This is a genomic window from Cronobacter muytjensii ATCC 51329 (assembly GCF_001277195.1).
GTDB classification, from domain to species: domain Bacteria; phylum Pseudomonadota; class Gammaproteobacteria; order Enterobacterales; family Enterobacteriaceae; genus Cronobacter; species Cronobacter muytjensii.
In genome coordinates this window covers 735,845-757,682 of the sequence record NZ_CP012268.1, presented here as the reverse complement: position 1 = coordinate 757,682, position 21,838 = coordinate 735,845, and the positions used below count along the sequence as shown (strand labels likewise).

The following is a 21,838-nucleotide window of genomic DNA, read 5'->3' as shown; positions in this document are numbered from 1 at the left end:
CTGATGATGTTGAAACCTCCCTTTATTTTATCTATCGCCGGTGGCGGCAGTACTTACACGCCAGGCATCGTGAAAAGCCTGATGGTGCGCTTAAGCGATTTCCCACTGGCCGAGATCCGTCTTTACGATATCGACAGCGCGCGCCAGGAGACGATCGCGCCGGTCGTGGAGAAAGTGATCCGCGATCACAGCGAGACCATCAAATTCACCACCACCAGCGACCCGGAAGTGGCGTTCAGCGGCGCACATTTTGTCTTCGCCCAGATGCGCGTTGGCCAGTACAAAATGCGCGAACAAGATGAAAAAATTCCGTTGCGCCACGGCGTGGTGGGCCAGGAGACCTGCGGCCCCGGCGGTCTGGCGTATGGCCTGCGCACCATTTTGCCAATGGTAGAGCTTATCGATATGGTGGAGCGTTACGCCGATGCGAAAGCCTGGATTGTGAACTATTCCAACCCGGCGGCGATTGTGGCCGAAGGCGTTCGTCGCCTGCGTCCGACCGCGCGCGTGCTTAATATCTGCGATATGCCGGTGGCGGCGATGCGGAATATGGGCGCGATCCTCGGCGTGGACCGCCATAAGCTGGAAGTGGATTACTTCGGGCTGAACCACTTCGGCTGGTTTACCCGCGTGCTGGTGGATGGCGAGGATCAACTTCCCGCGCTGCGCCGTCATATCGCTAAGTTCGGCCTGCTGACGGAAGACGCGGCGCAAACAGACCCGCAACATTCCGATCCATCCTGGGTGAAAACCTGGCGCAACATCAAGCCGATTATGGATCACTTCCCGGATTACCTGCCGAACCCCTATTTACAGTATTACCTGATGCCAAACGATATCGTTGAGCATCAGGATCCGAACTACACGCGCGCTAACGAAGTGATGGACGGGCGCGAGAAAAAACTGTTCGCGGCGGCGGAAGAGTACAAACGTACCGGCATTCTCCCGGATGCGTTCCATGTGGGCGTACACGGCGCGTTTATTGTGGATGTCGCCTGCTCGCTGGCGTTCGATTTACGCCAGCGGCATCTGGTGATTGTCGAGAATAAAGGCGCTATCGCCAATCTGCCTTATGACGCGATGGTCGAAGTGCCCGCTTACATTACCGCCGCAGGCCCGGAGCCGGTGCGTATGGGCGCGGTGCCGCTCTTTCACCAGACGCTGCTCATGCAGCAGCTCGCCTCCGAGCAGCTGCTGGTCGAGGCGACGCTTGAGGGAAGTTACGAAAAAGCGCTGCAGGCGTTTACACTTAACCGTACGGTACCCACGATGCAGCACGCCAAAGCGATCCTCGATGATATGATCGAAGCGAACCGCGACTACTGGCCGGCGCTGCAAAAAGCCTGGGTGAACGGAGAAGCGGCGTTATAACCGGAGCTCGCTCGCGGCATCAATAATGATGGCTTGTGGTGAGGTGAAAAAGCGCTGACAATCCGTTTCTCAGCGATGACACGGAGAACGCCATGTCCACATCCTTTTTTGTCGCGAGCCACTGGCTTGCAGAGCATATCGACGACCCGGAAATTCAGATCCTCGACGCCCGCATGGCCCCTGCCGGACAGGAACATCTGCGCGATATGGCGCAAGAGTACCGGGCGGGCCATTTGCCCGGCGCGCTTTTTTTTGATATCGAAGCGCTGTCCGATCACGCCACTCCCCTGCCTCATATGATGCCGCGCCCGGAAACTTTCGCGGTCGCCATGCGCGAGCTCGGCGTCAGCGATGACAAGCACCTGATTGTGTACGACGAAGGCAACCTCTTCTCTGCGCCGCGCGCCTGGTGGATGCTGCGCGCGTTCGGCGTGCAGAACGTCTCGATTCTGGCAGGCGGCCTCGCCGAATGGCAGCGCGACGGTTTTCCCTTACAGGAAGGCGCGGTCGAGGCGCAGGAAGGCGAATTCGAGGCGAAACTGGATGAGCGGCAGATTAAACGTCTGACCGACGTGCTGCTGGCGAGCCATGAGAATACCGCGCAGATTGTCGATGCCCGCCCGGCGGCGCGCTTTAACGCCGAAGCCGATGAACCACGTCCAGGCCTCAGACGCGGCCATATGCCCGGCGCGCTGAACGTGCCGTGGACCGATCTGGTGGTCAAAGGCCAGCTCAAAACCACTGACGAACTGCTTGGCATTTTTGCGCGTCAGGGGGTGAGTCTGCATCGCCCGATTATCACCAGCTGCGGCTCAGGCGTAACGGCGGCAGTCGTCACGCTCGCCCTCGCCACGCTTGGCGCAAGTGATGTGACGCTCTATGACGGCTCCTGGAGCGAATGGGGAGGCCGTCAGGATCTGCCTGTCGAGCCCGCGTAAGCGATGGACAGCCGCCTCGCGCCGCTGTTAACCCGCGGAGAATCGCTGACCCGCGCCGAATACCGCGTGCTCTCCCACCTGACGGCGCATCCGCTGCGGGTGGGGAATATCACGGTGCGCGAACTGGCGCAGGAGACGTTTGTTTCTACCGCCACTATTATGCGGCTGTGCCATAAGCTGGGTTTCAGCGGCTACAGCGAACTCATCTGGCACTGTAAGCAATTGCTTACTGACACGCCCCATATCGCCATCGAACCCGACGCTGAACCCGAGGCGCTGCCCGCGCTGTTTGAACGCTTTATCGATAACTATCAGCAGAGCTTTCGCTGGGTAACGCCCGAGAAAATCGCGGCCTTCAGCCAGCTGCTACGCCAAAAAGAGCGGTTCTTTCTCTACGGTGCCGGGTTTTCTTATCTTTTCGCCGAGTACCTGACCAAAAAATTACAGGTGCTGGGCAAAACGGCGTTTATCTCCGGCCCCGGCGACAGCCGTAATATTTTTCTCAGCAACGCGGCGCGCTATGAAGTGTTTATCGCGGTCTCGCGTAGCGGCGAAACGGAACAGGTGCTCGATAAAGCGCGTATTGCGCGTAATGTCGGCATGGAAGTGGTGGCGTTTACCCGCGCATCGGCCAACCCACTGGCGGCGCTGTCCGGGCTGCATTTCCCGCTTTATGACGAGGCCATCCATTACGCCGCCGAGGCTGCCGGGATCACCTCATTTGAATCTAATCTGGTCATGCTTATCGATCTGCTGCTGTTGCAGGCGCTGGAATAAAAAAACCACCTCTGGAGGTGGCTCAGGGCCGACCGTAAAGCGCGCGGCCCACGACCGCGCGCTTTACGCCTCAGAAACGCGACAGCGCGTCGCGTGCATGGATGGCGTTAAGATTACGCGCCAGCAGCTCCGCCAGCATTTCCGCGGAATATGCCGTGCGGCTCTCGCCTTCGCGAAGCCCGCCGATAAACACGAACGCCAGCTTGCGCTTGCCGCGCTTCACCCGGGTATAGTTTTTCCAGCGGCCGCCGACGGCGCGCGGCGGTTCAAACCCTTCGCGGTAAATCAGCGTTACGGTGGTGGTGTCGTTGGCGGTTTGCACTGAGAAATCGTCAATCGCGCTGAGTGGGATGCCGGCGGTGAACTGACGGCAGTGCAGCGCATCCGGCGTCATGGTCAGGAACGGCATCTCACGCTTCTGCCACTGCTGCCAGAGCACGAAGCAGGTCAGCAAGCCCAGTAAGCCTGTTCCCAGCGCGATAGCGGCGATTTTTCCGTCTTCAAAGCCCTGAATAGCAAACGGATTAACGATTTGCAGCATGGCGAACGTCGCGACAAACAGAACTACCGCCAGAATACCGCCGACGAAAAACACTTTTTTGCCAGAATAGAGGGTGACGGCCTCGCCGGACTGTTGAACCACCTCTTCCAGCTCGCGGCGGAACTCTTCGCGATGCACCGCGACTTTCCCGGCCAGCTCGCCAGTCATCTGGCTGGAGAGCGCTTCAGGCTGTGCGAACCACAGACGCAGATTTTCCCACGGATCCTGCGGCGCCGGTCGTGTGGCGTGGCTAATCAGCGTGTCGTCAATAGCGCAGCCGAGCGCCTCAATACGCGAACGTGACGGCGGATGGCTGTCAGTCGGGTGCGCGGCTTTGTGCTCCAGGTAACGCTGCGGATCGCCAAAACCGTCTTCACGCAGGCGAGTCAGCAGCGCGGCCACCAGATCGTCAAAGCCCGGTTTGCCGTTGAAGAAATCCTCCAGCGTATTGTTCAGCGGCTCGCTGACGGCGGAAATACGCACCAGCGATGAAGCCAGCGCCTGCGGCGAGCTGGCGCGCGCGCCCATTTCGTCAGCGGCGTGCTCGCGAATGCGGCTCCAGTGGCTCACCGTTTCATGCAACTGCTCAATAAAATAGACGCCCATATAGAGCGACGGATAGAGCACCACATGATCGATAAACGGCGCGTTTTGCTGGTTTTGCGCCATCGTGTGAATACTGTTGGTGATACCTGCGTAAAGCGGCGCGAAGCGCAGGCTGTATTGGGTATCCTGACCCGCGAAGTGACCAAGCTCATGACCGATAACCGCGCTGGTTTCGTCTTTATCGAGCATAGCCGCCCAGGTGAGCGGGAAGTACAGCGTCTGCCCGGTCAACAGCGGGCCATCTTCGAGTTGCACGTCGTTTGCGGTGACGTAAAAGCCTTCCAGCATCCCGACGACGATGTTATCCGGCATTATCGCCCCGGTTTTCTGTGACAGCGACGCCACCAGACTCCAGAGCGCGGGTGCCTGCTCGCGCGTCAGGTTATGGCCCACGACGTGGTTCGGCTCCGGCTCGAACAGCGCAAAGCAGCGGCGGATGCTGCCGAGGCTTTTATAAAGCACCCACAGGATACCGAACAGCACCAGCAGCGCCAGGAACATTACTTTGATGCCGCCCGCGTTCATTTTGAAGTGTGTGGCGAACCAGAGCGTCTCGTACCCGACAACCGCGAACAGCGCCAGACCGCAGCAGACGATCTGCGTCACCATCAGCCACGGCAGCAGCTTGCGGCACTTATCAAACGCCTGCACCAGCGCGTCCTGCGACTGTTTCGCTATCGTCACGCTACGACGACACAGCGCGATGGCGCCAGCGTTAAGCACGATACAGAGCAGCGCAAGGCCGATGGCGAATGACGCCAGCCCGCTCTGGGTGCGCGCCAGCATAATCTGCCCGGCATATTCGTTTTGCATGCTCCGTTCGCTTTCAATCACTTCAGCCGCCGGAACACGGTAGTTTTTCCCGTCGCTCTCAAATTCAATGATCGCTTTCGGATCCTCTTTCATCGCGTCGCTCGCCACCTGAATCAGGTGGGTTGAGCTGTCAATGCTCTCGTTGATATCGCTAACCCGCCAGTGCTGCCAGACGGCATAGCAGGCCACCAGCAGCGGCACCAGAAAAAGATAAGCGAGATGCTTCCTGTTCATCGTTACGTCGTTTCCTTGTTCATCCATAGACTGCGGGGGCGTTCCCACGCGGTGAAACGCGCCTGTTCACCGACAGGCGCCTTAACCACAGCCCTCTGACGGGGCCGGTGGGTTATTGCATCGTATGGAGTTCCGCCTGGGCGGCGGGCGCATGGAAGTACAATTCCACCAGCTCCATCAGTTGTTCTTGCGAAACCGGTTTATTGTCGGCATCACGCAGTTTGCCGCTCACATCCAGCAGCATCTGGCGCGCTTTTTTATCCACATGGCGATACGCCCGAAAGCGCGAGCCAGCCAGCGGCGGAGGCTGGTAGCCTTCTTTGTATTCAAGTTCTATCAGCATATCGTTCTTCGTGAGGAAGAACTGATAGCCGGTCAGCGCGGAAAGCGGCACCGGCTCGGTAAGCTCGCTGAAAATCAGGCTTTGCGGCGTCAGGATCATGATGGGCTCCTTGCTGGCGCGCCAGTAACGCAGCACGCTGCGAACGCCAAGCCAGCAGAAATAGACGAACACCAGCGTGAGGATAAGCCCGGTAAACTCACGCTTGCCGGGCGGGTAATCCCACTCGCGATCGCTGTGGAAGGCGATAAGCAGCGACAGAAACGTGACGATGGTCAGCACGCCGCCGCGCGAAATCCGGCTGCGGCTGTAGATGGCTTTTTCGTCTGAAGCGGCCTGCACCACAGTATTGAGCTCTTCGCGCCAGACATTGCGCTGTTCGGCGACTTCGCCTGCGAGGTGTGCGGTAAGCGCGCGCGCCAGCCCGTCGACATCAGCAAACAGCGTCTGCAGGTGCGCGTAACTTTGCATGGTGACCGGACGTGAAGCCTGGATCGCCGACAGCTCGACGGAGCAGCCCAACGCCTCAATACGCGAACGGCACGACGGGTGAGAGTCATAAGGGTGCGAAATCTCTTGTTCGAGATAATCGCGCGGGTCCGGCAGCGGATGGCCGCAGAGGTGCGCGAGCAGCGAGGTCACGACGTTATCAGTCTGGACTTTCGCCTGGTAAACCTCGTTCAGATACGCCTCCACCGGGCCGCTCAGCGCCACAATACGCAGCAGCGCCGATGAGAGCGCCTGCGGCGAACTGGCCTGCGCGCCTGCTTCATCGGCCGCGTGTTCGCGGCGCTGGCGCCACATCATCACCATACCGTGGAACTGTTCGAGGAAATAGTGCGCGCTGTACAGCGCGGTGCGTAATTCAACCACCCCCACGTAGGGCTTTTTGCCTTCTTTAGGATCCAATACATCAAGGCTGCGACTGAAACCATCATAGAGCGGCAAAAAGCGCTGGCTGAATTCGGTGTCTTTACCCGAGAAGTGCCCCAGCTCGTGGCCAACGACCGCCGTCATCTCCTCCGGGCTCAGCAGCGCGGCCCAGGTGAGCGGGAAGTACAGCGTCTGCCCGGTGACCGTTTCGCCGGTATTCAGCAGCAGCGGGCTGGCGGTGACGTAGAAGTTATCGGTGAGCCCCACCACGATATTCTCCGGCACGACAGCGCCGGGGCCGCGTGCCAGCGCATCCACCGCCTGCCAGAGCGCAGGCGCTTCGCGGCGACTCACGCGATGGCCCATCACCGGCTTCGGCACCGGGCGGAACAGCGCGAAGCATTTCGCAGTGGCCATCAATATGTGCCAGAACACCCAGAGCACAACGGCTGCGATAATCAGAAGATAGAGGCCAATCATAACGGGGCTGATTTTCGGCTTAAAGGTAACCGCAGCCCAGACGATTTCGTAAAAAAGAATACTGAACTGATAAACCGCACCAACCAACAGCTGCGCGGCCATAATAAAAGGCAGTAGCAGACGGCACAGCCAGAACGCCCTCAATAACGCGCTTTGGGAACGCTGCCCCTGCATGACGCAAAAGCGGCACAACCCTACCGCGCCAGCGTTAATCAGCAGGCTGATGAGCGTAAACAGCATGCCGCCGCGCGCCAGAAACTTTTCAATATCCGCCGCGCTAATCCAGTCACGGTTCTCTTTGAGATATTGCTGCGCCAGCTCGCGCGCTTGCGTGGCAGGCATTTCCGTCGCCTGCCTGTCATGGCGGTACATGAGCGTCGCCTGCGGCGATTGGTTCGCGGTCGCGACGATATGCGACTCATAGTCCGCGCGATCCACGACGGTACTGACGCGCCAGTTCTGCCAGACGGCATAGAAAAACAGAATAAGCGGTATTAAAAAGAGGTAGGTCACGCTCTTTTTATTCATGGTTTGGCCCCGGGTCGATAAAACAGGAACGGCGCCCGCCCACATTCAGGCAGCGTAACAGCAAAGAAACGTAACGGGGGCGCAGAAGGCGGCAAGCTTAGCAAAGCGCGTGCGCAGGCGGGCCTACCAGATTTTGACTTGCTACAGAAAACAACGGGTTAACGAGGAAGTAAAACGCGGCGTTGGGCGCCGCGTGGGAAGGCATAACGTTAAATAATGCGGTTTTGTTTAAAGTCGCGCAGGAAGCTGCCCCAGCGGCGCTCATAGAACGGCGTCAGGTGCGCCATCATAAAGTGGCTGATGCCCTTGTCGCCTTCCACGACCTGACAGAGATCGACAGGTTCATCGCCCGGCAGCGTATCGGTCGCCACACTGCCGGCAGCGTTGATGACGGCCTCAATATCGCCGTCAGCCTCAATGCCAATAAGAAAGTTTGCTGGCTGATCGGCCTGCTCTTTCAGCAAGCACAGCCAGGCGCGCCTGACCGTTTTCATCTCTTTAAACAGCAGCGTCAGCGATTCAATCATCTGCGCGGGCGGTTCAGCCACTTCGGACAGCAGCAGCGAGGCGCCGCCTTCCAGCACTTCCTGCTGGCTGAGCGCCGAGCCTTCCGGGCTTAGCAGATGGCGAATCTCATTTGGCGTGAACTCTTTGCCGGTCGGCAGTTTGGCGTTAAGGAATAGCGTTTCGCCGAGCGTCATTTCAAACAGCGTGCGCACCGGCATCGCCACGAAGGCCTGTTCGCCTTCCACCGCCTGCTCAAGGGCCGCAGGAGAGCTGAAAAAAGGAATCACCGAGGTGCCGTCATCTTTTTCCCAGTGCTGGAGATCCACCGCGCTTTCGGCGACGACCGCTTCGCCATCTGCCGCCTCGCCCGGCACCCACACCGTAGAGTCCAGCAGCGTGCGGAAAAAGGCCGGACGGAACGCCGGCTCCGCGGCCGCTTTTTCAAGCAGGATTTCGAGTTCGTTTTTTTCTGCGTTGTTATCGTTTTTCGTTTCGGACATAGCTTTTTTATTTGTCAGTAATGGGTGAGAGAAATCCCCTCACCCCGGCCCTCTCCCCTGAGGGAGAAGATAAAACCCTCGGCGTAACGTTGGCGTTGGTCAGGCGGGTAAGCACAGCGCCCCCGCCACACGCGTCTTAACCCACCGCCATCAACGCCGCTAATGTTATTTGCCGGTCAACAGGTTCGCCAGGGTGCGCACGCCGATGCCGGTCGCGCCCGCCGCCCACTGCTCGACCGCCGCTTTGCGGTAGGTCGCGGAGCAGTCGATATGCAGCCAGCCCTGCTGATAGTTTTCCACAAAGTGCGACAGGAAACCCGCCGCGGTGCTGGCGCCCGCCGGGTATGCGCCGCCCGCGGTGTTATTCAGCTCGGCAAAGTTAGACGGCAACTGGTTACGGTGGAACTCCGCCAGCGGCAGACGCCAGAAGGCTTCGTTTTCCGCCTGCGCGCTTTGCAGCAGACGGTTCGCGAGCGCGTCGTCAAAGCTGAACAGCGCGTGGTAATCGTTGCCAAGCGCGGTTTTGGCCGCGCCGGTCAGCGTCGCGGCGTCGATAATCAGCTCCGGCTTGTGGGCGCTGGCGTCAATCAGCCCGTCCGCCAGCACCAGGCGGCCTTCGGCGTCGGTGTTCATCACCTCGACGGTTTTGCCGTTGCGGTAACGAATGATATCGCCCAGACGGAAAGCGTTGCCGCTAATCATGTTATCCGCGCAGCAAAGAATGAGCTTCACGCGCTTGTTCAGGCCGCGGGTAATGGCGAAGGCCAGCGAGCCGGTTACCAGCGCCGCGCCGCCCATGTCGGATTTCATCGAATCCATAAACGCGGTCTGTTTGATGCTGTAGCCGCCGGAGTCGAACGTAATGCCTTTTCCGACGAGGCAGGCATAGACCGGCGCGTTCGCGTCGCCCGTCGGGTTGAAATCGAGCGCCAGCAGCACCGGCGGGCGTTCTGAGCCGCGACCGACGGTGTGCAGTCCCAGATAGTTCTGCTCGCGCAGATCTTCACCTTTAGTGATGCGATAACTTACGCGCTCGCCGCCCACATCCGCCAGCAGATCCACCGCGCGCTGCGCGAGGTGCTCCGGGCCCATCTCTTCCGCCGGGGCGTTAATCACATCGCGCACCCAGTCGATGACTTTCAGGCGGCTGTTAAGCTCTTTCTGCTGGGCGTCGTCGAGCGGCGCCCAGGTGACGGTGCGTTTGCCTTTGGGGCCGCGATAGCCCATCCAGAATGCCCAGCTTTTTTCGACATCCCAGCCTTCGCCCGCAAGCTCAACGTGTTTAAGCCCTTGCCCGTCGATTTTGCGCCCGGCGCGCTGGATGAGATGTAAATCGTCTTTGCCCGTCAGGTGCAGAGCGATACCGTCTTGCGTAAAACTGTACAGGGCTTTTTCACCCCAGCGAGCGTCGGCAGGCTCGTGGGAAAGCGTAATCTTCATGGCTTCGGTCATGTTATTTTCCTTATATCGCCTTATGCGCAACGAAAACGGGCCGCCTTCTGGCAGCCCGTTGCGTTATTCTGCTTCGTCTAACCAGACCAGCAGTATAGCCTCTAAAACCTTTTCGTTAGAGGCCTGTGGATCGTCATCGAAATCCTCGAGATCGCAGATCCACTGGTGCATATCGGTAAAGCGCACGGTTTTCGGGTCTACGTCCGGGCGGCTGTCATACAGCGCCTCGCCGATTTCGCGGCTGTCGGTCCATTTCAGTCCCATATTAATGCTCCCTGGCGTGGTTGATGGTGTAACGCGGCATCTCCACCACCAGATCTTCGTCAGTGACGCGCGCCTGACAGCTCAGACGGCTTTCCGGCTCAAGCCCCCAGGCTTTATCCAGCATATCGTCTTCATCTTCGGTGCTTTCCGGCAGCGAATCGAAGCCTTCACGCACGATGCAGTGACAGGTCGTGCAGGCGCACGATTTTTCACAGGCGTGTTCAATTTCAATGCCGTTGCGCAGCGCAACGTCAAGAATAGTTTCACCGCTTTGCGCTTCCAGTACTGCGCCATCAGGGCAAAGATCCTGATGAGGCAAAAAAACAATCTTAGGCATATTAAACCTCGTCGACGGAGTGGCCTTTCAGCGCCTGACGGATGGACTCATCCATGCGGCGAGCGGCGAACTCCTGGGTCTGTTTATCTGTATTTTTTATCGCATCTTCAATGGCGCGGGCGTCGTCGCCGTCGGCGGCGGCGCGCAGTTGCGTCATCGCGTCGTCAATAGCGGCGCGCTCGGTCGCGCTAAGCAGCGCGCCGTCGCTCCTGAGCGCGCCTTCAAGGCTTTCCAGCACGCGGGCGGCCTCCACTTTCTGCTCGGCCAGCATGCGCGCTTTCACGTCATGCTCGGCAAAGCTCATGGAATCCTGAATCATGCTCGCGATTTCGCCATCGGTCAGACCGTAGGACGGTTTTACCTGGATGGAGGCTTCCACGCCGGTGGATTTCTCCATAGCGGTGACGCTCAGCAGGCCGTCGGCATCCACCTGAAAGGTAACGCGAATATGCGCGCCACCCGCCGGCATCGCCGGAATGCCGCGCAGCGTAAAGCGCGCAAGCGATCGGCAATCCTGCACCAGTTCGCGCTCGCCCTGCATCACGTGAATTGCCATTGCGGTCTGGCCATCTTTGAAGGTGGTGAATTCCTGCGCGCGAGCCACCGGAATAGTGGTGTTGCGCGGGATCACTTTCTCCACCAGGCCGCCCATGGTTTCAAGGCCAAGCGAGAGCGGAATGACATCCAGTAGCAGCATTTCGCTGTCCGGCTTGTTGCCGACCAGAATATCGGCCTGGATCGCGGCGCCGATGGCGACCACGCGGTCCGGGTCGATGGAGGTGAGCGGCGTACGGCCAAAGAATTCGCCAACGCGCTCGCGTACCAGCGGCACGCGGGTCGAGCCGCCGACCATGACCACTTCCAGCACGTCATTCGGCTCAACGCCCGCGTCTTTTAACGCGCGACGACAAGAAAGCAGCGTACGTTTGACGAGCGGCGCGATGAGTTCATTAAACTGTTCGCGGGTCACGCTGCCCTGCCAGCCCGCCACGTTGACCTGCGCGATATCGGCGTCGCTGAGCGCAATTTTAGCCTGGGTTGCGGCGTCAAGCAGCTGGCGCTGAATGCGGTTGTCGCTGCGATCGGCAATACCTGCCTGCTCGCGAATATAGTCCGCCAGCAGATGGTCGAAGTCGTCGCCGCCGAGCGCGGAGTCGCCCCCGGTTGCCAGCACTTCAAATACGCCGCGGCTTAAGCGCAGCACGGAGATATCAAAGGTACCGCCGCCCAAATCGTACACGGCGATAACGCCTTCCTGACCGGAATCAAGGCCGTAGGCGATCGCCGCTGCGGTCGGCTCGTTCAGCAGGCGCAGCACGTGCAGCCCGGCGAGACGCGCCGCGTCTTTGGTGCCCTGACGCTGCGCGTCGTCAAAGTAGGCGGGAACGGTGATCACCACGCCGTCGAGATCGCCCGCCAGCGCTTCGCGCGCGCGTTCAGCGAGCGTTTTAAGAATGTCGGCGGAGACGCGCACCGGGTTGAGCAGTCCTGCCGGGGTGTCGATCATCGGCAGGCCGTTTTCGCTCGCGTGCAGCTGATACGGCAGGTGCGGATAGCGCGACTGAATGTCGGCGAGAGATCGGCCCATCAGGCGCTTTACGGAGCTGATGGTATTGACCGGATCGGCGGCGGCTTGCGCACGCGCGTCCCAGCCCACGGTGTAACCCTGCTGCTGATAATGAACCACGGACGGCAGCAGATGGCGACCCTGATGATCCGCCAGCGTTTCGGTTTGCCCACTGCGAACCGTCGCCACCAGCGAGTTGGTGGTGCCGAGATCGATGCCCGCCGCCAGCCTGCGCTGGTGCGGCGCGCTACTCATGCCGGGCTCACTGATTTGTAATAAGGCCATGTTGAGCTTCCAGAATTAAAAATCGAGCAACTTTTCTTCGAGTTGTTCTGACTGGCTTAAAAGCTTATCGAGAAAACGCAGCTTGCGTACCGTGTCGGCCGCCTGCGCCCATGCTTCGCCGTCCAGCTCCGTCACCATTTGCTGATGGCGATCGTTATACATTGCTTTGACGTTACGGACGAACGCCTCCAGGCGGTCGCTGTCTTTAGCCTGCTCAATCTCGTCCAGCGCTTCGCGCAGCTCCAGTTGTTCCATCAGAAACGCGGCGTCGCGCACGGTGTGCTGTTCATTCGCCAGATCGAAACCGTGCAACGAGAGCAGATATTCGGCGCGCGTTAGCGGGTGGCGCAGCGTTTGCCATGCCTGGTTGATGGTCGCGGATTGGGAGAGCGCCGCCAGTTGTTCGGCCTGAGGGTGGCTTGCGAATTTATCGGGATGATACTTACGTTGCAGATCCTGGTAACGCGTCGCCAGTTGGGCACTGTCCAGCGCATAACGGGCCTGCAGCCCAAAGAGGGTGAAGTAATCCATAACAGTCTCGGGGGTCAGTCAACGTGATAAAGCGAATACCCCGCCTGCGGCTGGCGCAGACGGGGAGAGGCGGGAAAGATTATCAGACGTTAAAGCTTTCGCCGCAGCCGCACTCATCTTTTACGTTCGGGTTAGTGAACTTAAACCCTTCGTTCAGGCCTTCTTTGACGAAGTCCAGCTGAGTGCCATCAAGGAATTGCAGGCTTTTACCATCGACCACCACCTTCACGCCCTTGTCTTCGAACACCGTGTCTTCTGGCTGCGGTGCGTCAACAAATTCCAGCACATAGGCCATGCCGGAACAGCCGGACGTGCGAACGCCAAGACGCAGGCCAAAACCTTTACCCCGGTTGGCCAGGAAAGCGTTGACGCGCGCGGCGGCGGTGTCGCTAAGGGTAATCGACATACTACAACCTCAACTCATCAATGATTATTTTGCTTCACGTTTGCTTTTATAGTCCGCAATGGCGGCTTTGATGGCGTCTTCCGCCAGGATAGAGCAGTGAATTTTCACCGGCGGCAGTTCGAGTTCGTCTGCGATATCGGTATTTTTAATCGCCTGCGCTTCATCCAGGGATTTGCCTTTCACCCACTCGGTGACCAGCGAGCTGGACGCAATTGCGGAGCCGCAGCCGTAGGTTTTAAAACGTGCGTCTTCAATGATACCTTCATTGTTGACTTTGATCTGCAACTTCATCACGTCGCCGCAGGCCGGCGCGCCGACCATGCCGCTGCCGACGTTGTCGTCGTTGTTGTCAAAAGAGCCGACGTTGCGCGGGTTTTCGTAATGATCGATGACTTTTTCGCTGTATGCCATGTGTTATTTCTCCTGAATCCGATACCGATTAATGATGAGCCCATTCGATGGTGGTTAAATCCACGCCCTGCTTAAACATCTCCCACAGCGGAGAGAGGTCGCGCAGACGGCCGATGGATTTGCGTACCAGTTCGATGGTGTAGTCGATCTCTTCTTCAGTCGTGAAACGGCCCAGAGAGAAACGGATAGAGCTGTGCGCCAGCTCGTCATTCATACCCAGCGCGCGCAGTACGTAAGACGGCTCAAGGCTCGCTGACGTACAGGCGGAACCCGAAGAAACAGCCAGGTCTTTCAGCGCCATGATCAGCGACTCGCCTTCGACGTAGTTGAAGCTCACGTTCAGGATGGTCGGAACGCCCTGCTCCAGGTCGCCGTTCAGGTAAACTTCTTCGATATCTTTGATGCCGTTCCACAGGCGGTTGCGCAGGCCGCGCAGGCGCTCCATCTCGGTCGCCATCTCTTCTTTAGCGATACGATAGGCTTCGCCCATGCCGACAATCTGGTGAACAGGCAGGGTGCCGGAACGCATGCCGCGCTCGTGACCGCCGCCGTGCATCTGCGCTTCAATGCGAATACGCGGTTTACGACGCACGTAGAGCGCGCCGATGCCTTTCGGACCATAGATTTTGTGGCCGGTGAAGGACATCAGATCCACTTTCAACTGGGACAGATCGATAGGCAGCTTGCCCACGCTCTGGGTGGCGTCAACGTGGTAGATGATGCCACGCGCGCGGCACATTTCGCCGATGGTAGCGATATCCTGCACCACGCCGATTTCGTTGTTCACGTGCATGATGGAGACCAGAATGGTGTCGTCACGCATCGCGGCTTCGAGTGCTTTAAGATCGATAATGCCGTTGCTCTGCGGGGCGAGGTAGGTCACCTCAAAGCCTTCGCGCTCCAGCTGACGGCAGGTATCCAGAACCGCTTTATGCTCGGTTTTGCAGGTGATGATGTGCTTGCCTTTTTTCTGATAGAAATTGGCCGCACCTTTGATAGCCAGGTTGTCGGATTCGGTCGCGCCAGAGGTAAAGACGATTTCACGCGGGTCCGCGCCGATAAGATCGGCGACCTGGTTACGGGCGATATCTACCGCCTCTTCCGCCTGCCAGCCAAAGCGGTGGGAGCGGGAGGCCGGGTTACCGAAGGTTCCGTCCATCGTTAAAAACTGCATCATTTTCTCGGCGACGCGCGGGTCCACCGGCGTGGTCGCGGAGTAATCGAGGTAAATCGGTAATTTCATTGCTCTTAAGCTCCGTACATCTCAAAGCGGTGAATCAGGCAGCCGGCTGGATGTACGCCGCAGTCTACAGGATGCCGAAGCATCCTGGCCTGATTCGGGAAAAGCGTATTATTTTTTTATGCGCGCAGTTTAACGTCGATAGCGTCCTGAGCGCGGGTCGGGCGATGTGCTTCATTGTGCTGACGGTCAGAAACGTCCAGCACTTCCTGGTTGTTCACCAGTTCACCTAAGGTGATGTTGTTCAGAAAACCGGTCAGGCGATCGCTTAAATCGCGCCACAGCGCGTGGGTCAGGCATTTATCGCCGCCCTGGCAGCCGCCTTTGCCCTGACAACGCGTCGCGTCGACAGACTCATCAACGGCGCTAATCACTGCACCAACCGCAATCTGACCCGCGTCTTTACCCAGCAGATAACCGCCGCCCGGGCCGCGTACGCTGGCCACCAGGCCATTTTTACGCAGACGAGAGAACAACTGCTCCAGATAAGAAAGGGAGATACCCTGACGTTCAGAAATATCTGCCAACGGCACCGGACCTGCTTCGGAGTTGAGCGCAACGTCCAGCATTGCGGTCACGGCATAGCGCCCTTTAGATGTCAGTCTCATGTCTTACTTAACCTCAAGCTCGCCCCTCGACGCGGGGGTTTTTATGAAAATGGGGGTATTGCATAGCAGGCGCAAGTCTGACATTCCCGAGTAATTTGGTCAACTATTTACCCGAGTATTTTACTCAAGTATTAGGCTCGTCTTTACGGGGGCTCTCTATCGACGCCAGCATACCGCGCAGAATGTTAAGTTCCTGACTTTCCGGGCGTGCGCGGGTAAACAGGCGGCGTAATTTGTTCATCACCTGGCCGGGATGATTCGGGCGGATAAAGCCGGTGCTGAGCAAAACTTGCTCAAGATGGCCGTAGAAACGCTCCAGATCGTCCACCAGGGGATATGGCGTTTCTTCTTCATGATGCGCTGCGGTGTCGGACTCCTGCGTAGCAAGCCAGGCCATGCGCACTTCATAAGCGATGACCTGTACCGCCATCGCGAGATTCAGCGAGCTGTACTCCGGGTTCGCGGCAATGGCGACGTGATAGTGGCACTTTTGCAACTCGTCGTTGGTCAGCCCCACACGCTCGCGGCCAAACACAATGGCCACCGGCGCGTGCGCGCCTTCGGCGACGCTCTTCAGACCGCATTCGCGTGGGTCAAGCATCGGCCAGGGCAGCGTGCGCGAACGCGCGCTGGTGCCGACCACCAGGCTACAGCCCGCCAGCGCTTCATCAAGCGTATCGACGATGTGAGCATTGCCGATCACATCGCTGGCGCCGGCGGCGAGCGCGATAGCCTGCGAATCCGGTTTCACCAGCGGGTTCACCAGCCACAGGTTAGTGAGGCCCATGGTTTTCATGGCGCGGGCGACAGAGCCCATGTTGCCGGTGTGAGAGGTTTCTACCAGCACGATACGAATGTTTTGCAGCATAGCGACTCAGTATGAATAAAGAATATCGGGACATCCTAACATAAACCTGAGACATATTCCGAACCCTCTGCTATACTCCGCGCCGTTTTCCCGTTCTTTAACATCCAGTGAGAGAAACCTGATGCATCCGATGCTCAACATCGCCGTGCGTGCTGCGCGCAAGGCCGGAAATTTTATCGCCAAAAACTACGAAACCCCGGACGCCGTTGAGACCAGCCAGAAAGGCAGCAACGATTTTGTGACTAACGTGGATAAAGGCGCAGAGCGCATTATTATCGACACCATTCGTCAGTCCTACCCGCAACACACCATCATCACCGAAGAAAGCGGTGAACACGCCGGCACCGAGCAAGATATTCAATGGGTTATCGATCCGCTGGATGGCACCACCAACTTCGTTAAACGTCTCCCGCACTTCGCGGTTTCTATCGCTGTACGTATCAAAGGCCGTGCGGAAGTCGCCGTGGTTTACGATCCGATGCGTAACGAACTCTTCACCGCCGTTCGCGGCCAGGGCGCACAGCTGAACGGCTACCGCCTGCGCGGCAGCACCGCTCGCGATCTGGACGGCACCATTCTGGCGACCGGCTTCCCGTTTAAAGCCAAACAGCACGCCACGCCGTACATGAACATTGTGACCAAACTGTTTACCCAGTGCGCCGATTTCCGCCGTACCGGCTCTGCCGCGCTCGATTTGGCCTACGTGGCCGCGGGCCGCGTGGACGGTTACTTTGAAATTGGCCTGAAACCGTGGGATTTCGCCGCAGGCGAGCTGCTGGTGCGTGAAGCCGGCGGCCTGGTGTGCGATTTCGTGGGCGGTCACAATTACATGATGACCGGCAACATCGTCGCCGGTAACCCGCGCGTCGTGAAAGCGATGCTCGGCAACATGCGTGATGAGCTGAGCGAAGCGCTGAAGCGTTAATCCGCTCTTAAGTACGAGAAAGGCAGGCCGCGAAAGCGCTCTGCCTTTTTTATTGTTTATTTGGGATGGCGGATGGATTTGATTGGTGGGATGGCGGGTGCGCTTTGCTTACCCGCCCTACTCCTGATACCTGCCCGCAAAACAGGTAGGGTGGGTAAGCGCAGCGCGCTCACCAGCGCCCAAAAGCCTCGCCCCCACCTTTAAAACGGCCGTAACCCCTGCGCGACGGGCGCGGCGCTTAGCCACATCACCAGCGCTGCGACGACCAACACCACGCCGCCTGCGAGCGCGAGCGTCGCCCCGCCGGTCCGGCGCCACAGCGGCGGTGTTTTCTGCCCGCCCAGTCGGGCGGCCAGGCGGCGGAAGCTGTGCACAAACAGCGCGATCGCCGAGATAGTCAGCGATGTTCCTGTCGCCATGGCCAGCGCAGACGCCACGCCCCAGCCAAACACGCCGATCACCTTGCTGAACAGCAGCACCATCAGCGCGCCGGAGCACGGCCGCATCCCCATTGAAAGTACGACCATCAACCGCGCGCGCCAGTCATCGCCGCGCTCAAGCTGGGCCGGCGTCGGCAGATGCTGATGCCCGCAGCCGCAGGTCGCGCTGTGCGTATGGTGCGGCGTAAACGCGGTAAACACGGGCCGACGCAGCAGCCCACGCAGCGTTTTGCCCGCCCGCCAGCAGAGTAGCAACCCCAGCGCGCCCACCAGCAGATAACTGCCTTTTTCGAGCCAGTAACCGCTCAGATGCAGTTGCCTTGCTGGCAGCGCCAGCAACGACAGCACCACCGTCACCAGCGCAATCGCCACCAGCCCCTGCAACAGCGACGAAGCGAAGGTCAGTTGCAGGCTCGTTTTCAGGCGCGACGGGTGCGTGGCAAGCCAGGTGGCGATCACGACTTTGCCATGACCCGGCCCGAGCGCGTGCAGCACGCCATAGACAAAGCTGAACAGCAGCAGCGAGCCCCCGGCGCGCGTCGGGTTTTGCGCCACCTGCTGTAGCAGCGCGCTCATCTCGCGGTTTATCTCGCGCTGCCAGACGGTGCTTTTCATGAGCACCTGCGGCCACTCCAGCCACAGCCAGAGGCCACCGACCAGCGCCAGCACCACAAACAGCGCCAGCGGCCAGAAGTGTGTCCAGCGGCGTGCGGCAAGCGGGGTTGAAATTACTGACATTGCAACGTCACCTGTTGAGCGAATTGTTTCCCTAAATCCATATCTTCCGGCGGCGCGTCGGCTTTATCGAGCGACAACGCGAAGTTCTGCACCGATTCATCCGGCTGCGGCGTTTTCACCGCCACTTTGCAGCGCTCGCGCAGCCCCTGCCCCAGCGTCACGTCGCCCGGCGCATCGTAACTCATCGCTACATAATACGTCGGGTCGAAGGTCGCGAACGTATAGCGCTCCCCTTCCACGTTTTGCGCATGGGCGAGCGGCAGCGTAAAGGTCAGCACCGCCTGATGCCCTTCGCGCGCCAGCGCATACGCCTGCGGCGTGGCGGCGAACTTCACCTTCTGCCCGTTATGCCAGAACTCGGTGAAATAGTGCTGCCCGATAACATTCGCCATCACTTCCGCCGCCAGTTTTTTCCATACCGGCGATCCGGGCGCGGCGTCCCCGGCGTCATACAGTAGATCTGCTGAAGTGATTTCATCCATTTTCCAGCGCATTTTAAGCGCAGTTATCTGCCCCGCTTCGCTGACAATCTCGGTTTTCAACGAGATAAAGCTGTGCGGATGCGCCGCGACCTGTCGCGCGGGAACCAGCGTTACTAAAGCCGCAGCCACCATTACCGGGTAAAGACGTGCGCTCATTATCTTCCTCTGGCGAAAAATTCTGTGAGCCAGCCAGAATTCCGCGATCAAACTGCGCACCCTGAACGGCATTCAACGATCCTTTAGCTATTCTTAGCATTAACCTCACTCACTGGACAAAACGGATGATGACTCTGCTCTGCCCTCCACCATCTGTGCTTTCCAGTCCGCAGCGCCGCTGCCAGGTACTTTTAATGCTCTATCTGCCGGGCCAGACCATCACGCCGGAAAGCGTAGGTCGCCTTAATGGCGTCGACGGCGCCATCGCCCGACAGGACATTGCCGAAACCGGCGACGAGATCCAGCGATATCACCGGTTGAGTATTATCACCCAGCAGGACGGCAGCTACCGGATTGAAGGCACGGCGTTAGACCGCCGCCTCTGCCTGCTGCACTGGCTGCGCCGGGCGCTGCGCCTGTGCCCGCAGTTTATCCAGCAGCATTTCACACCTGCGCTGAAAAGCGAACTGCGCCAGCACGGCATTGCGACGGCGCTGTATGACGATACGAATTTACACGCGCTGGTCAACCTCTGCGCGCGGCGACTAAACCGCCAGTTCGAAGCGCGCGACGTGCAGTTCCTGCGCCTCTACCTGCAATATTGCCTGATTCAGCACCATTACGGCCAGACGCCGGAGTTCAGCGAGCCGCAGCAGCTCTGGATGCGCGCCCGCGCGGAGTTTCTGGCGGCTCAGGAGATCGTGCGTCACTGGCAGCGCCGCGTCGCCCAGTCGCCGCACGTCAATGAACACTGTTTCCTGGCGCTGCTGTTTATGATGCTGCGCACGCCCGACCCGCTGCGCGACGCGCATCCGGAAGATCATCGCCTGCGCCACGCGGTCGGTTCGCTCATCGCGCGCTTTCGCGAACTCTCCGGCATGGCGTTCAGCGATGAACAGGGGCTTGCGGATCAGCTCTATATCCACCTGTGTCAGGCGCTCGATCGCAGCCTGTTTGGCATTGGCATCGACAACAGTCTGCCGGAAGAGATTAACCGCCTTTATCCCCGGCTGATGCGTACCACCCGCAAAGCGTTTGACCGCTTTGAAGAGGAGTATCGGGTGACGTTCTCCGATGAAGAAGTGGGGCTGGTGGCGGTGATTTTCGGCGCGTGGCTGATGCAGGAGACGGATCTGCATGAAAAACAGGTGCTGCTGCTGACCGGCAACGACGCGACGCTTGAGGCGGAAATCGAGCAGCAGCTACGGGAACTGACCCTGCTGCCGCTTAATATTAAGCATCTGACGCTGCATACCTTTCAGCAGGAAGGCGCGCCGAAAGAGGTGGCGCTGATTGTGACGCCTTACACCACCTCGCTGCCGCTCTTCTCGCCGCCGCTTATTCACGCCACGCTGCCGCTTGGCGAACATCAGCAGCAGCGGATACGGGAGATTCTGGAGGCCTAAGCGCGGGCCGCCACTTTCGGGCGCAGGAAGAGCGCGGGTAGCGCGACCAGCGCCATCACCCAGAAAACACCGCCCGCCAGGTGCTGGTAGAGGAACCCTGCGAAGACGGTCATCACCGCGATGCCGCCGCCCATCGCCACAGCGGAGTAGACCGACTGCAGCCGGATCACTTCCGAGCCCTCGCGCGCGGCGATATAACGCATCGCCGCCAGGTGGCAGATGGAGAAGCTGCCGCAGTGCAGGATCTGCGCCACGATGAGCCACGGCAGCGCGGTCGTCCAGCCCATCAGGCCCCAGCGGATAATCCCCAGCACGCCGGAGAGCAGCAGCAGTTCGCGCGCGCCAAAGCGGCCAAAAAGTTTTTTACTCAGTGCGAAGATGACAATTTCCGCCACCACGCCGAGTGACCACAGATACCCCACCACTGACGCGGAATAGCCCTGCCCCTGCCAGTAAATCGCGCTAAAGCCATAATAGGCGGCATGCGCGCCCTGCAACAGGCTGACGCAGGCGAGAAAGCGCCAGTTTTCGCTTATCAGCTTGCGCCAGACCGGCCAGCCCGCCGCCTCATTGTGGCGCGCTTCACCCTGCGGCATTACGGAAGGCTTCAGCAGCATCCCGATAAGCATGGACGCCACGCCAAGCGACAGCAGCGCCAGAATCGCCCGGTAGTCATAGGCGCTGACCAGTTTACCAGTGAGCGCTGAGCCAATCACAAACGCGAGCGAGCCCCACAGCCGCACGCGGCCGTAATCCATCGTTATCTGACGCTGCCAGGTGGCGGCCAGCGCGTCGGTGAGCGGCACCAGCGGCGAGAAAAAGAGGTTAAAGCCAACCAGGATGACAAACAGCCAGGCAGTCTGATGCCCGAACCAGAAGCCGAGCGCGAACACCAGCGTCAGCGTCGCCAGCAGGCGCAGCGCGAAGACTAAGCGGGAGGGATCTTTCACACGCGGAGCCAGCAGCAGGCTGCCGAGAAAGCGCGCAATGAGGCCCGAGCCTAGCAGCAGGCCGATGGTTTCCGGCGCGACGCCGACGCCCGCGAGCCAGACGCTCCAGAAGGGCAGAAAAATACCGTAGCTAAAGAAGTAGGTGAAATAGCTGAGCGCCAGCCAGCGCGTGGAATGCAAAACCATGATTCCCTCCCGTTTTGGAGGCGTTAGTCTGGCGGGAAAGGCAGGGGGTTGCAAGTGATGCATAACAAAGCCATAACA

21 protein-coding genes are annotated in these 21,838 nt (G+C 59.3%); 5 read left to right on the top strand and 16 right to left on the bottom strand.

The annotated features are described in order from the left end of the window. Positions 1-6 precede the first annotated feature (6 nt). The 3 genes from AFK63_RS03580 to AFK63_RS03570 all read left to right on the top strand — a co-directional run bounded on the left by AFK63_RS03580 (position 7) and on the right by AFK63_RS03570 (position 3,086). A complete protein-coding gene (locus AFK63_RS03580; RefSeq protein ID WP_038861278.1) occupies positions 7-1,371 on the top strand; it encodes a 6-phospho-alpha-glucosidase in 1,365 nt (454 codons plus the stop codon). A gap of 92 nt (positions 1,372-1,463) precedes the next feature. Beyond that, positions 1,464-2,309 carry a 3-mercaptopyruvate sulfurtransferase gene (sseA, locus tag AFK63_RS03575; RefSeq protein ID WP_038861277.1) on the top strand — a complete coding sequence of 282 codons (846 nt, stop codon included), beginning with the start codon at positions 1,464-1,466 and terminating at the stop codon, positions 2,307-2,309. 3 nt (positions 2,310-2,312) lie between these two features. Next, positions 2,313-3,086, top strand: coding sequence for a MurR/RpiR family transcriptional regulator (locus tag AFK63_RS03570; RefSeq protein WP_038861276.1), 774 nt, complete (start codon positions 2,313-2,315; stop codon positions 3,084-3,086). 70 nt (positions 3,087-3,156) lie between these two features. Here the strand turns inward: AFK63_RS03570 and AFK63_RS03565 are convergent, their stop codons facing one another. The 13 genes from AFK63_RS03565 to trmJ all read right to left on the bottom strand — a co-directional run bounded on the left by AFK63_RS03565 (position 3,157) and on the right by trmJ (position 16,477). After that, positions 3,157-5,280, bottom strand: a complete 2,124-nt coding sequence (locus AFK63_RS03565; protein ID WP_038861275.1) for a M48 family metallopeptidase — start codon at positions 5,278-5,280, stop codon at positions 3,157-3,159. Positions 5,281-5,392: 112 nt separating this feature from the next. Further along, positions 5,393-7,501, bottom strand: coding sequence for a M48 family metallopeptidase (locus tag AFK63_RS03560; RefSeq protein WP_038861274.1), 2,109 nt, complete (start codon positions 7,499-7,501; stop codon positions 5,393-5,395). 209 nt (positions 7,502-7,710) lie between these two features. After that, positions 7,711-8,508, bottom strand: coding sequence for an enhanced serine sensitivity protein SseB (sseB, locus tag AFK63_RS03555; protein ID WP_038861273.1), 798 nt, complete (start codon positions 8,506-8,508; stop codon positions 7,711-7,713). 165 nt (positions 8,509-8,673) lie between these two features. Then, positions 8,674-9,960, bottom strand: coding sequence for an aminopeptidase PepB (pepB, locus tag AFK63_RS03550; protein ID WP_038861272.1), 1,287 nt, complete (start codon positions 9,958-9,960; stop codon positions 8,674-8,676). Positions 9,961-10,023: 63 nt separating this feature from the next. Continuing rightward, positions 10,024-10,224 (bottom strand): Fe-S cluster assembly protein IscX, encoded by a 201-nt coding sequence (gene iscX / locus AFK63_RS03545; RefSeq protein ID WP_007664159.1) that lies wholly within the window; start codon positions 10,222-10,224, stop codon positions 10,024-10,026. Position 10,225: 1 nt separating this feature from the next. After that, positions 10,226-10,561: an ISC system 2Fe-2S type ferredoxin gene (gene fdx / locus AFK63_RS03540; protein WP_004385928.1), complete on the bottom strand. Its 336-nt coding sequence runs from the start codon at positions 10,559-10,561 to the stop codon at positions 10,226-10,228. A gap of 1 nt (position 10,562) precedes the next feature. Then, on the bottom strand, positions 10,563-12,413 hold the full coding sequence (hscA, locus tag AFK63_RS03535) for a Fe-S protein assembly chaperone HscA (RefSeq protein WP_038861271.1): 1,851 nt from the start codon (positions 12,411-12,413) through the stop codon (positions 10,563-10,565). 15 nt (positions 12,414-12,428) lie between these two features. After that, complete coding sequence (gene hscB, locus AFK63_RS03530; protein ID WP_038861270.1) at positions 12,429-12,944, bottom strand: co-chaperone HscB; 516 nt, start codon at positions 12,942-12,944, stop codon at positions 12,429-12,431. A gap of 82 nt (positions 12,945-13,026) precedes the next feature. Beyond that, complete coding sequence (iscA, locus tag AFK63_RS03525; protein WP_007712703.1) at positions 13,027-13,350, bottom strand: iron-sulfur cluster assembly protein IscA; 324 nt, start codon at positions 13,348-13,350, stop codon at positions 13,027-13,029. 24 nt (positions 13,351-13,374) lie between these two features. After that, entirely contained in the window at positions 13,375-13,761 is a 387-nt protein-coding gene (gene iscU / locus AFK63_RS03520) for a Fe-S cluster assembly scaffold IscU (RefSeq protein WP_004385925.1), read from the bottom strand. Positions 13,762-13,789: 28 nt separating this feature from the next. Continuing rightward, a complete protein-coding gene (gene iscS / locus AFK63_RS03515; RefSeq protein WP_038861269.1) occupies positions 13,790-15,004 on the bottom strand; it encodes a cysteine desulfurase in 1,215 nt (404 codons plus the stop codon). A gap of 116 nt (positions 15,005-15,120) precedes the next feature. Continuing rightward, positions 15,121-15,609 (bottom strand): Fe-S cluster assembly transcriptional regulator IscR, encoded by a 489-nt coding sequence (iscR, locus tag AFK63_RS03510; RefSeq protein ID WP_038861268.1) that lies wholly within the window; start codon positions 15,607-15,609, stop codon positions 15,121-15,123. Positions 15,610-15,733: 124 nt separating this feature from the next. Continuing rightward, complete coding sequence (gene trmJ, locus AFK63_RS03505; RefSeq protein WP_038861267.1) at positions 15,734-16,477, bottom strand: tRNA (cytosine(32)/uridine(32)-2'-O)-methyltransferase TrmJ; 744 nt, start codon at positions 16,475-16,477, stop codon at positions 15,734-15,736. A 121-nt stretch (positions 16,478-16,598) separates the two neighbouring features. On the opposite strand from trmJ, the gene suhB reads away from it, so the two are divergent. Further along, the gene (gene suhB, locus AFK63_RS03500) at positions 16,599-17,402 is read left to right on the top strand and encodes an inositol-1-monophosphatase (RefSeq protein ID WP_007751384.1); all 804 of its coding nucleotides are present in this window, start codon (positions 16,599-16,601) and stop codon (positions 17,400-17,402) included. 200 nt (positions 17,403-17,602) lie between these two features. On the opposite strand, the gene AFK63_RS03495 is transcribed toward suhB, so the two are convergent. Then, on the bottom strand, positions 17,603-18,580 hold the full coding sequence (locus tag AFK63_RS03495) for a nickel/cobalt transporter (RefSeq protein WP_038861263.1): 978 nt from the start codon (positions 18,578-18,580) through the stop codon (positions 17,603-17,605). After that, positions 18,571-19,218, bottom strand: a complete 648-nt coding sequence (locus AFK63_RS03490) for a DUF1007 family protein (RefSeq protein ID WP_038861256.1) — start codon at positions 19,216-19,218, stop codon at positions 18,571-18,573. The genes AFK63_RS03495 and AFK63_RS03490 overlap by 10 nt, the downstream gene beginning before the upstream one ends. Positions 19,219-19,343: 125 nt before the next feature. Between AFK63_RS03490 and csiE the strand changes: the two genes are divergently transcribed. Continuing rightward, on the top strand, positions 19,344-20,624 hold the full coding sequence (csiE, locus tag AFK63_RS03485) for a stationary phase inducible protein CsiE (RefSeq protein WP_038861254.1): 1,281 nt from the start codon (positions 19,344-19,346) through the stop codon (positions 20,622-20,624). Here the strand turns inward: csiE and AFK63_RS03480 are convergent. Next, positions 20,621-21,760 (bottom strand): 3-phenylpropionate MFS transporter, encoded by a 1,140-nt coding sequence (locus AFK63_RS03480; RefSeq protein ID WP_038861253.1) that lies wholly within the window; start codon positions 21,758-21,760, stop codon positions 20,621-20,623. The genes csiE and AFK63_RS03480 overlap by 4 nt on opposite strands. Between the last annotated feature and the right edge of the window lie 78 nt (positions 21,761-21,838).

Coding starts and splice junctions, on each gene's coding strand:
- fdx (WP_004385928.1), bottom strand. CDS start 10,561: ATGCCTAAGATTGTTTTTTTGCCTCATCAGGATCTTTGCCCTGATGGC.
- hscB (WP_038861270.1), bottom strand. CDS start 12,944: ATGGATTACTTCACCCTCTTTGGGCTGCAGGCCCGTTATGCGCTGGAC.
- iscU (WP_004385925.1), bottom strand. CDS start 13,761: ATGGCATACAGCGAAAAAGTCATCGATCATTACGAAAACCCGCGCAAC.
- AFK63_RS03565 (WP_038861275.1), bottom strand. CDS start 5,280: ATGAACAGGAAGCATCTCGCTTATCTTTTTCTGGTGCCGCTGCTGGTG.
- iscA (WP_007712703.1), bottom strand. CDS start 13,350: ATGTCGATTACCCTTAGCGACACCGCCGCCGCGCGCGTCAACGCTTTC.
- iscR (WP_038861268.1), bottom strand. CDS start 15,609: ATGAGACTGACATCTAAAGGGCGCTATGCCGTGACCGCAATGCTGGAC.
- AFK63_RS03480 (WP_038861253.1), bottom strand. CDS start 21,760: ATGGTTTTGCATTCCACGCGCTGGCTGGCGCTCAGCTATTTCACCTAC.
- sseA (WP_038861277.1), top strand. CDS start 1,464: ATGTCCACATCCTTTTTTGTCGCGAGCCACTGGCTTGCAGAGCATATC.
- iscS (WP_038861269.1), bottom strand. CDS start 15,004: ATGAAATTACCGATTTACCTCGATTACTCCGCGACCACGCCGGTGGAC.
- csiE (WP_038861254.1), top strand. CDS start 19,344: ATGATGACTCTGCTCTGCCCTCCACCATCTGTGCTTTCCAGTCCGCAG.
- AFK63_RS03570 (WP_038861276.1), top strand. CDS start 2,313: ATGGACAGCCGCCTCGCGCCGCTGTTAACCCGCGGAGAATCGCTGACC.
- AFK63_RS03490 (WP_038861256.1), bottom strand. CDS start 19,218: ATGAGCGCACGTCTTTACCCGGTAATGGTGGCTGCGGCTTTAGTAACG.
- trmJ (WP_038861267.1), bottom strand. CDS start 16,477: ATGCTGCAAAACATTCGTATCGTGCTGGTAGAAACCTCTCACACCGGC.
- suhB (WP_007751384.1), top strand. CDS start 16,599: ATGCATCCGATGCTCAACATCGCCGTGCGTGCTGCGCGCAAGGCCGGA.
- AFK63_RS03495 (WP_038861263.1), bottom strand. CDS start 18,580: ATGTCAGTAATTTCAACCCCGCTTGCCGCACGCCGCTGGACACACTTC.
- sseB (WP_038861273.1), bottom strand. CDS start 8,508: ATGTCCGAAACGAAAAACGATAACAACGCAGAAAAAAACGAACTCGAA.
- AFK63_RS03580 (WP_038861278.1), top strand. CDS start 7: ATGTTGAAACCTCCCTTTATTTTATCTATCGCCGGTGGCGGCAGTACT.
- pepB (WP_038861272.1), bottom strand. CDS start 9,960: ATGACCGAAGCCATGAAGATTACGCTTTCCCACGAGCCTGCCGACGCT.
- hscA (WP_038861271.1), bottom strand. CDS start 12,413: ATGGCCTTATTACAAATCAGTGAGCCCGGCATGAGTAGCGCGCCGCAC.
- iscX (WP_007664159.1), bottom strand. CDS start 10,224: ATGGGACTGAAATGGACCGACAGCCGCGAAATCGGCGAGGCGCTGTAT.
- AFK63_RS03560 (WP_038861274.1), bottom strand. CDS start 7,501: ATGAATAAAAAGAGCGTGACCTACCTCTTTTTAATACCGCTTATTCTG.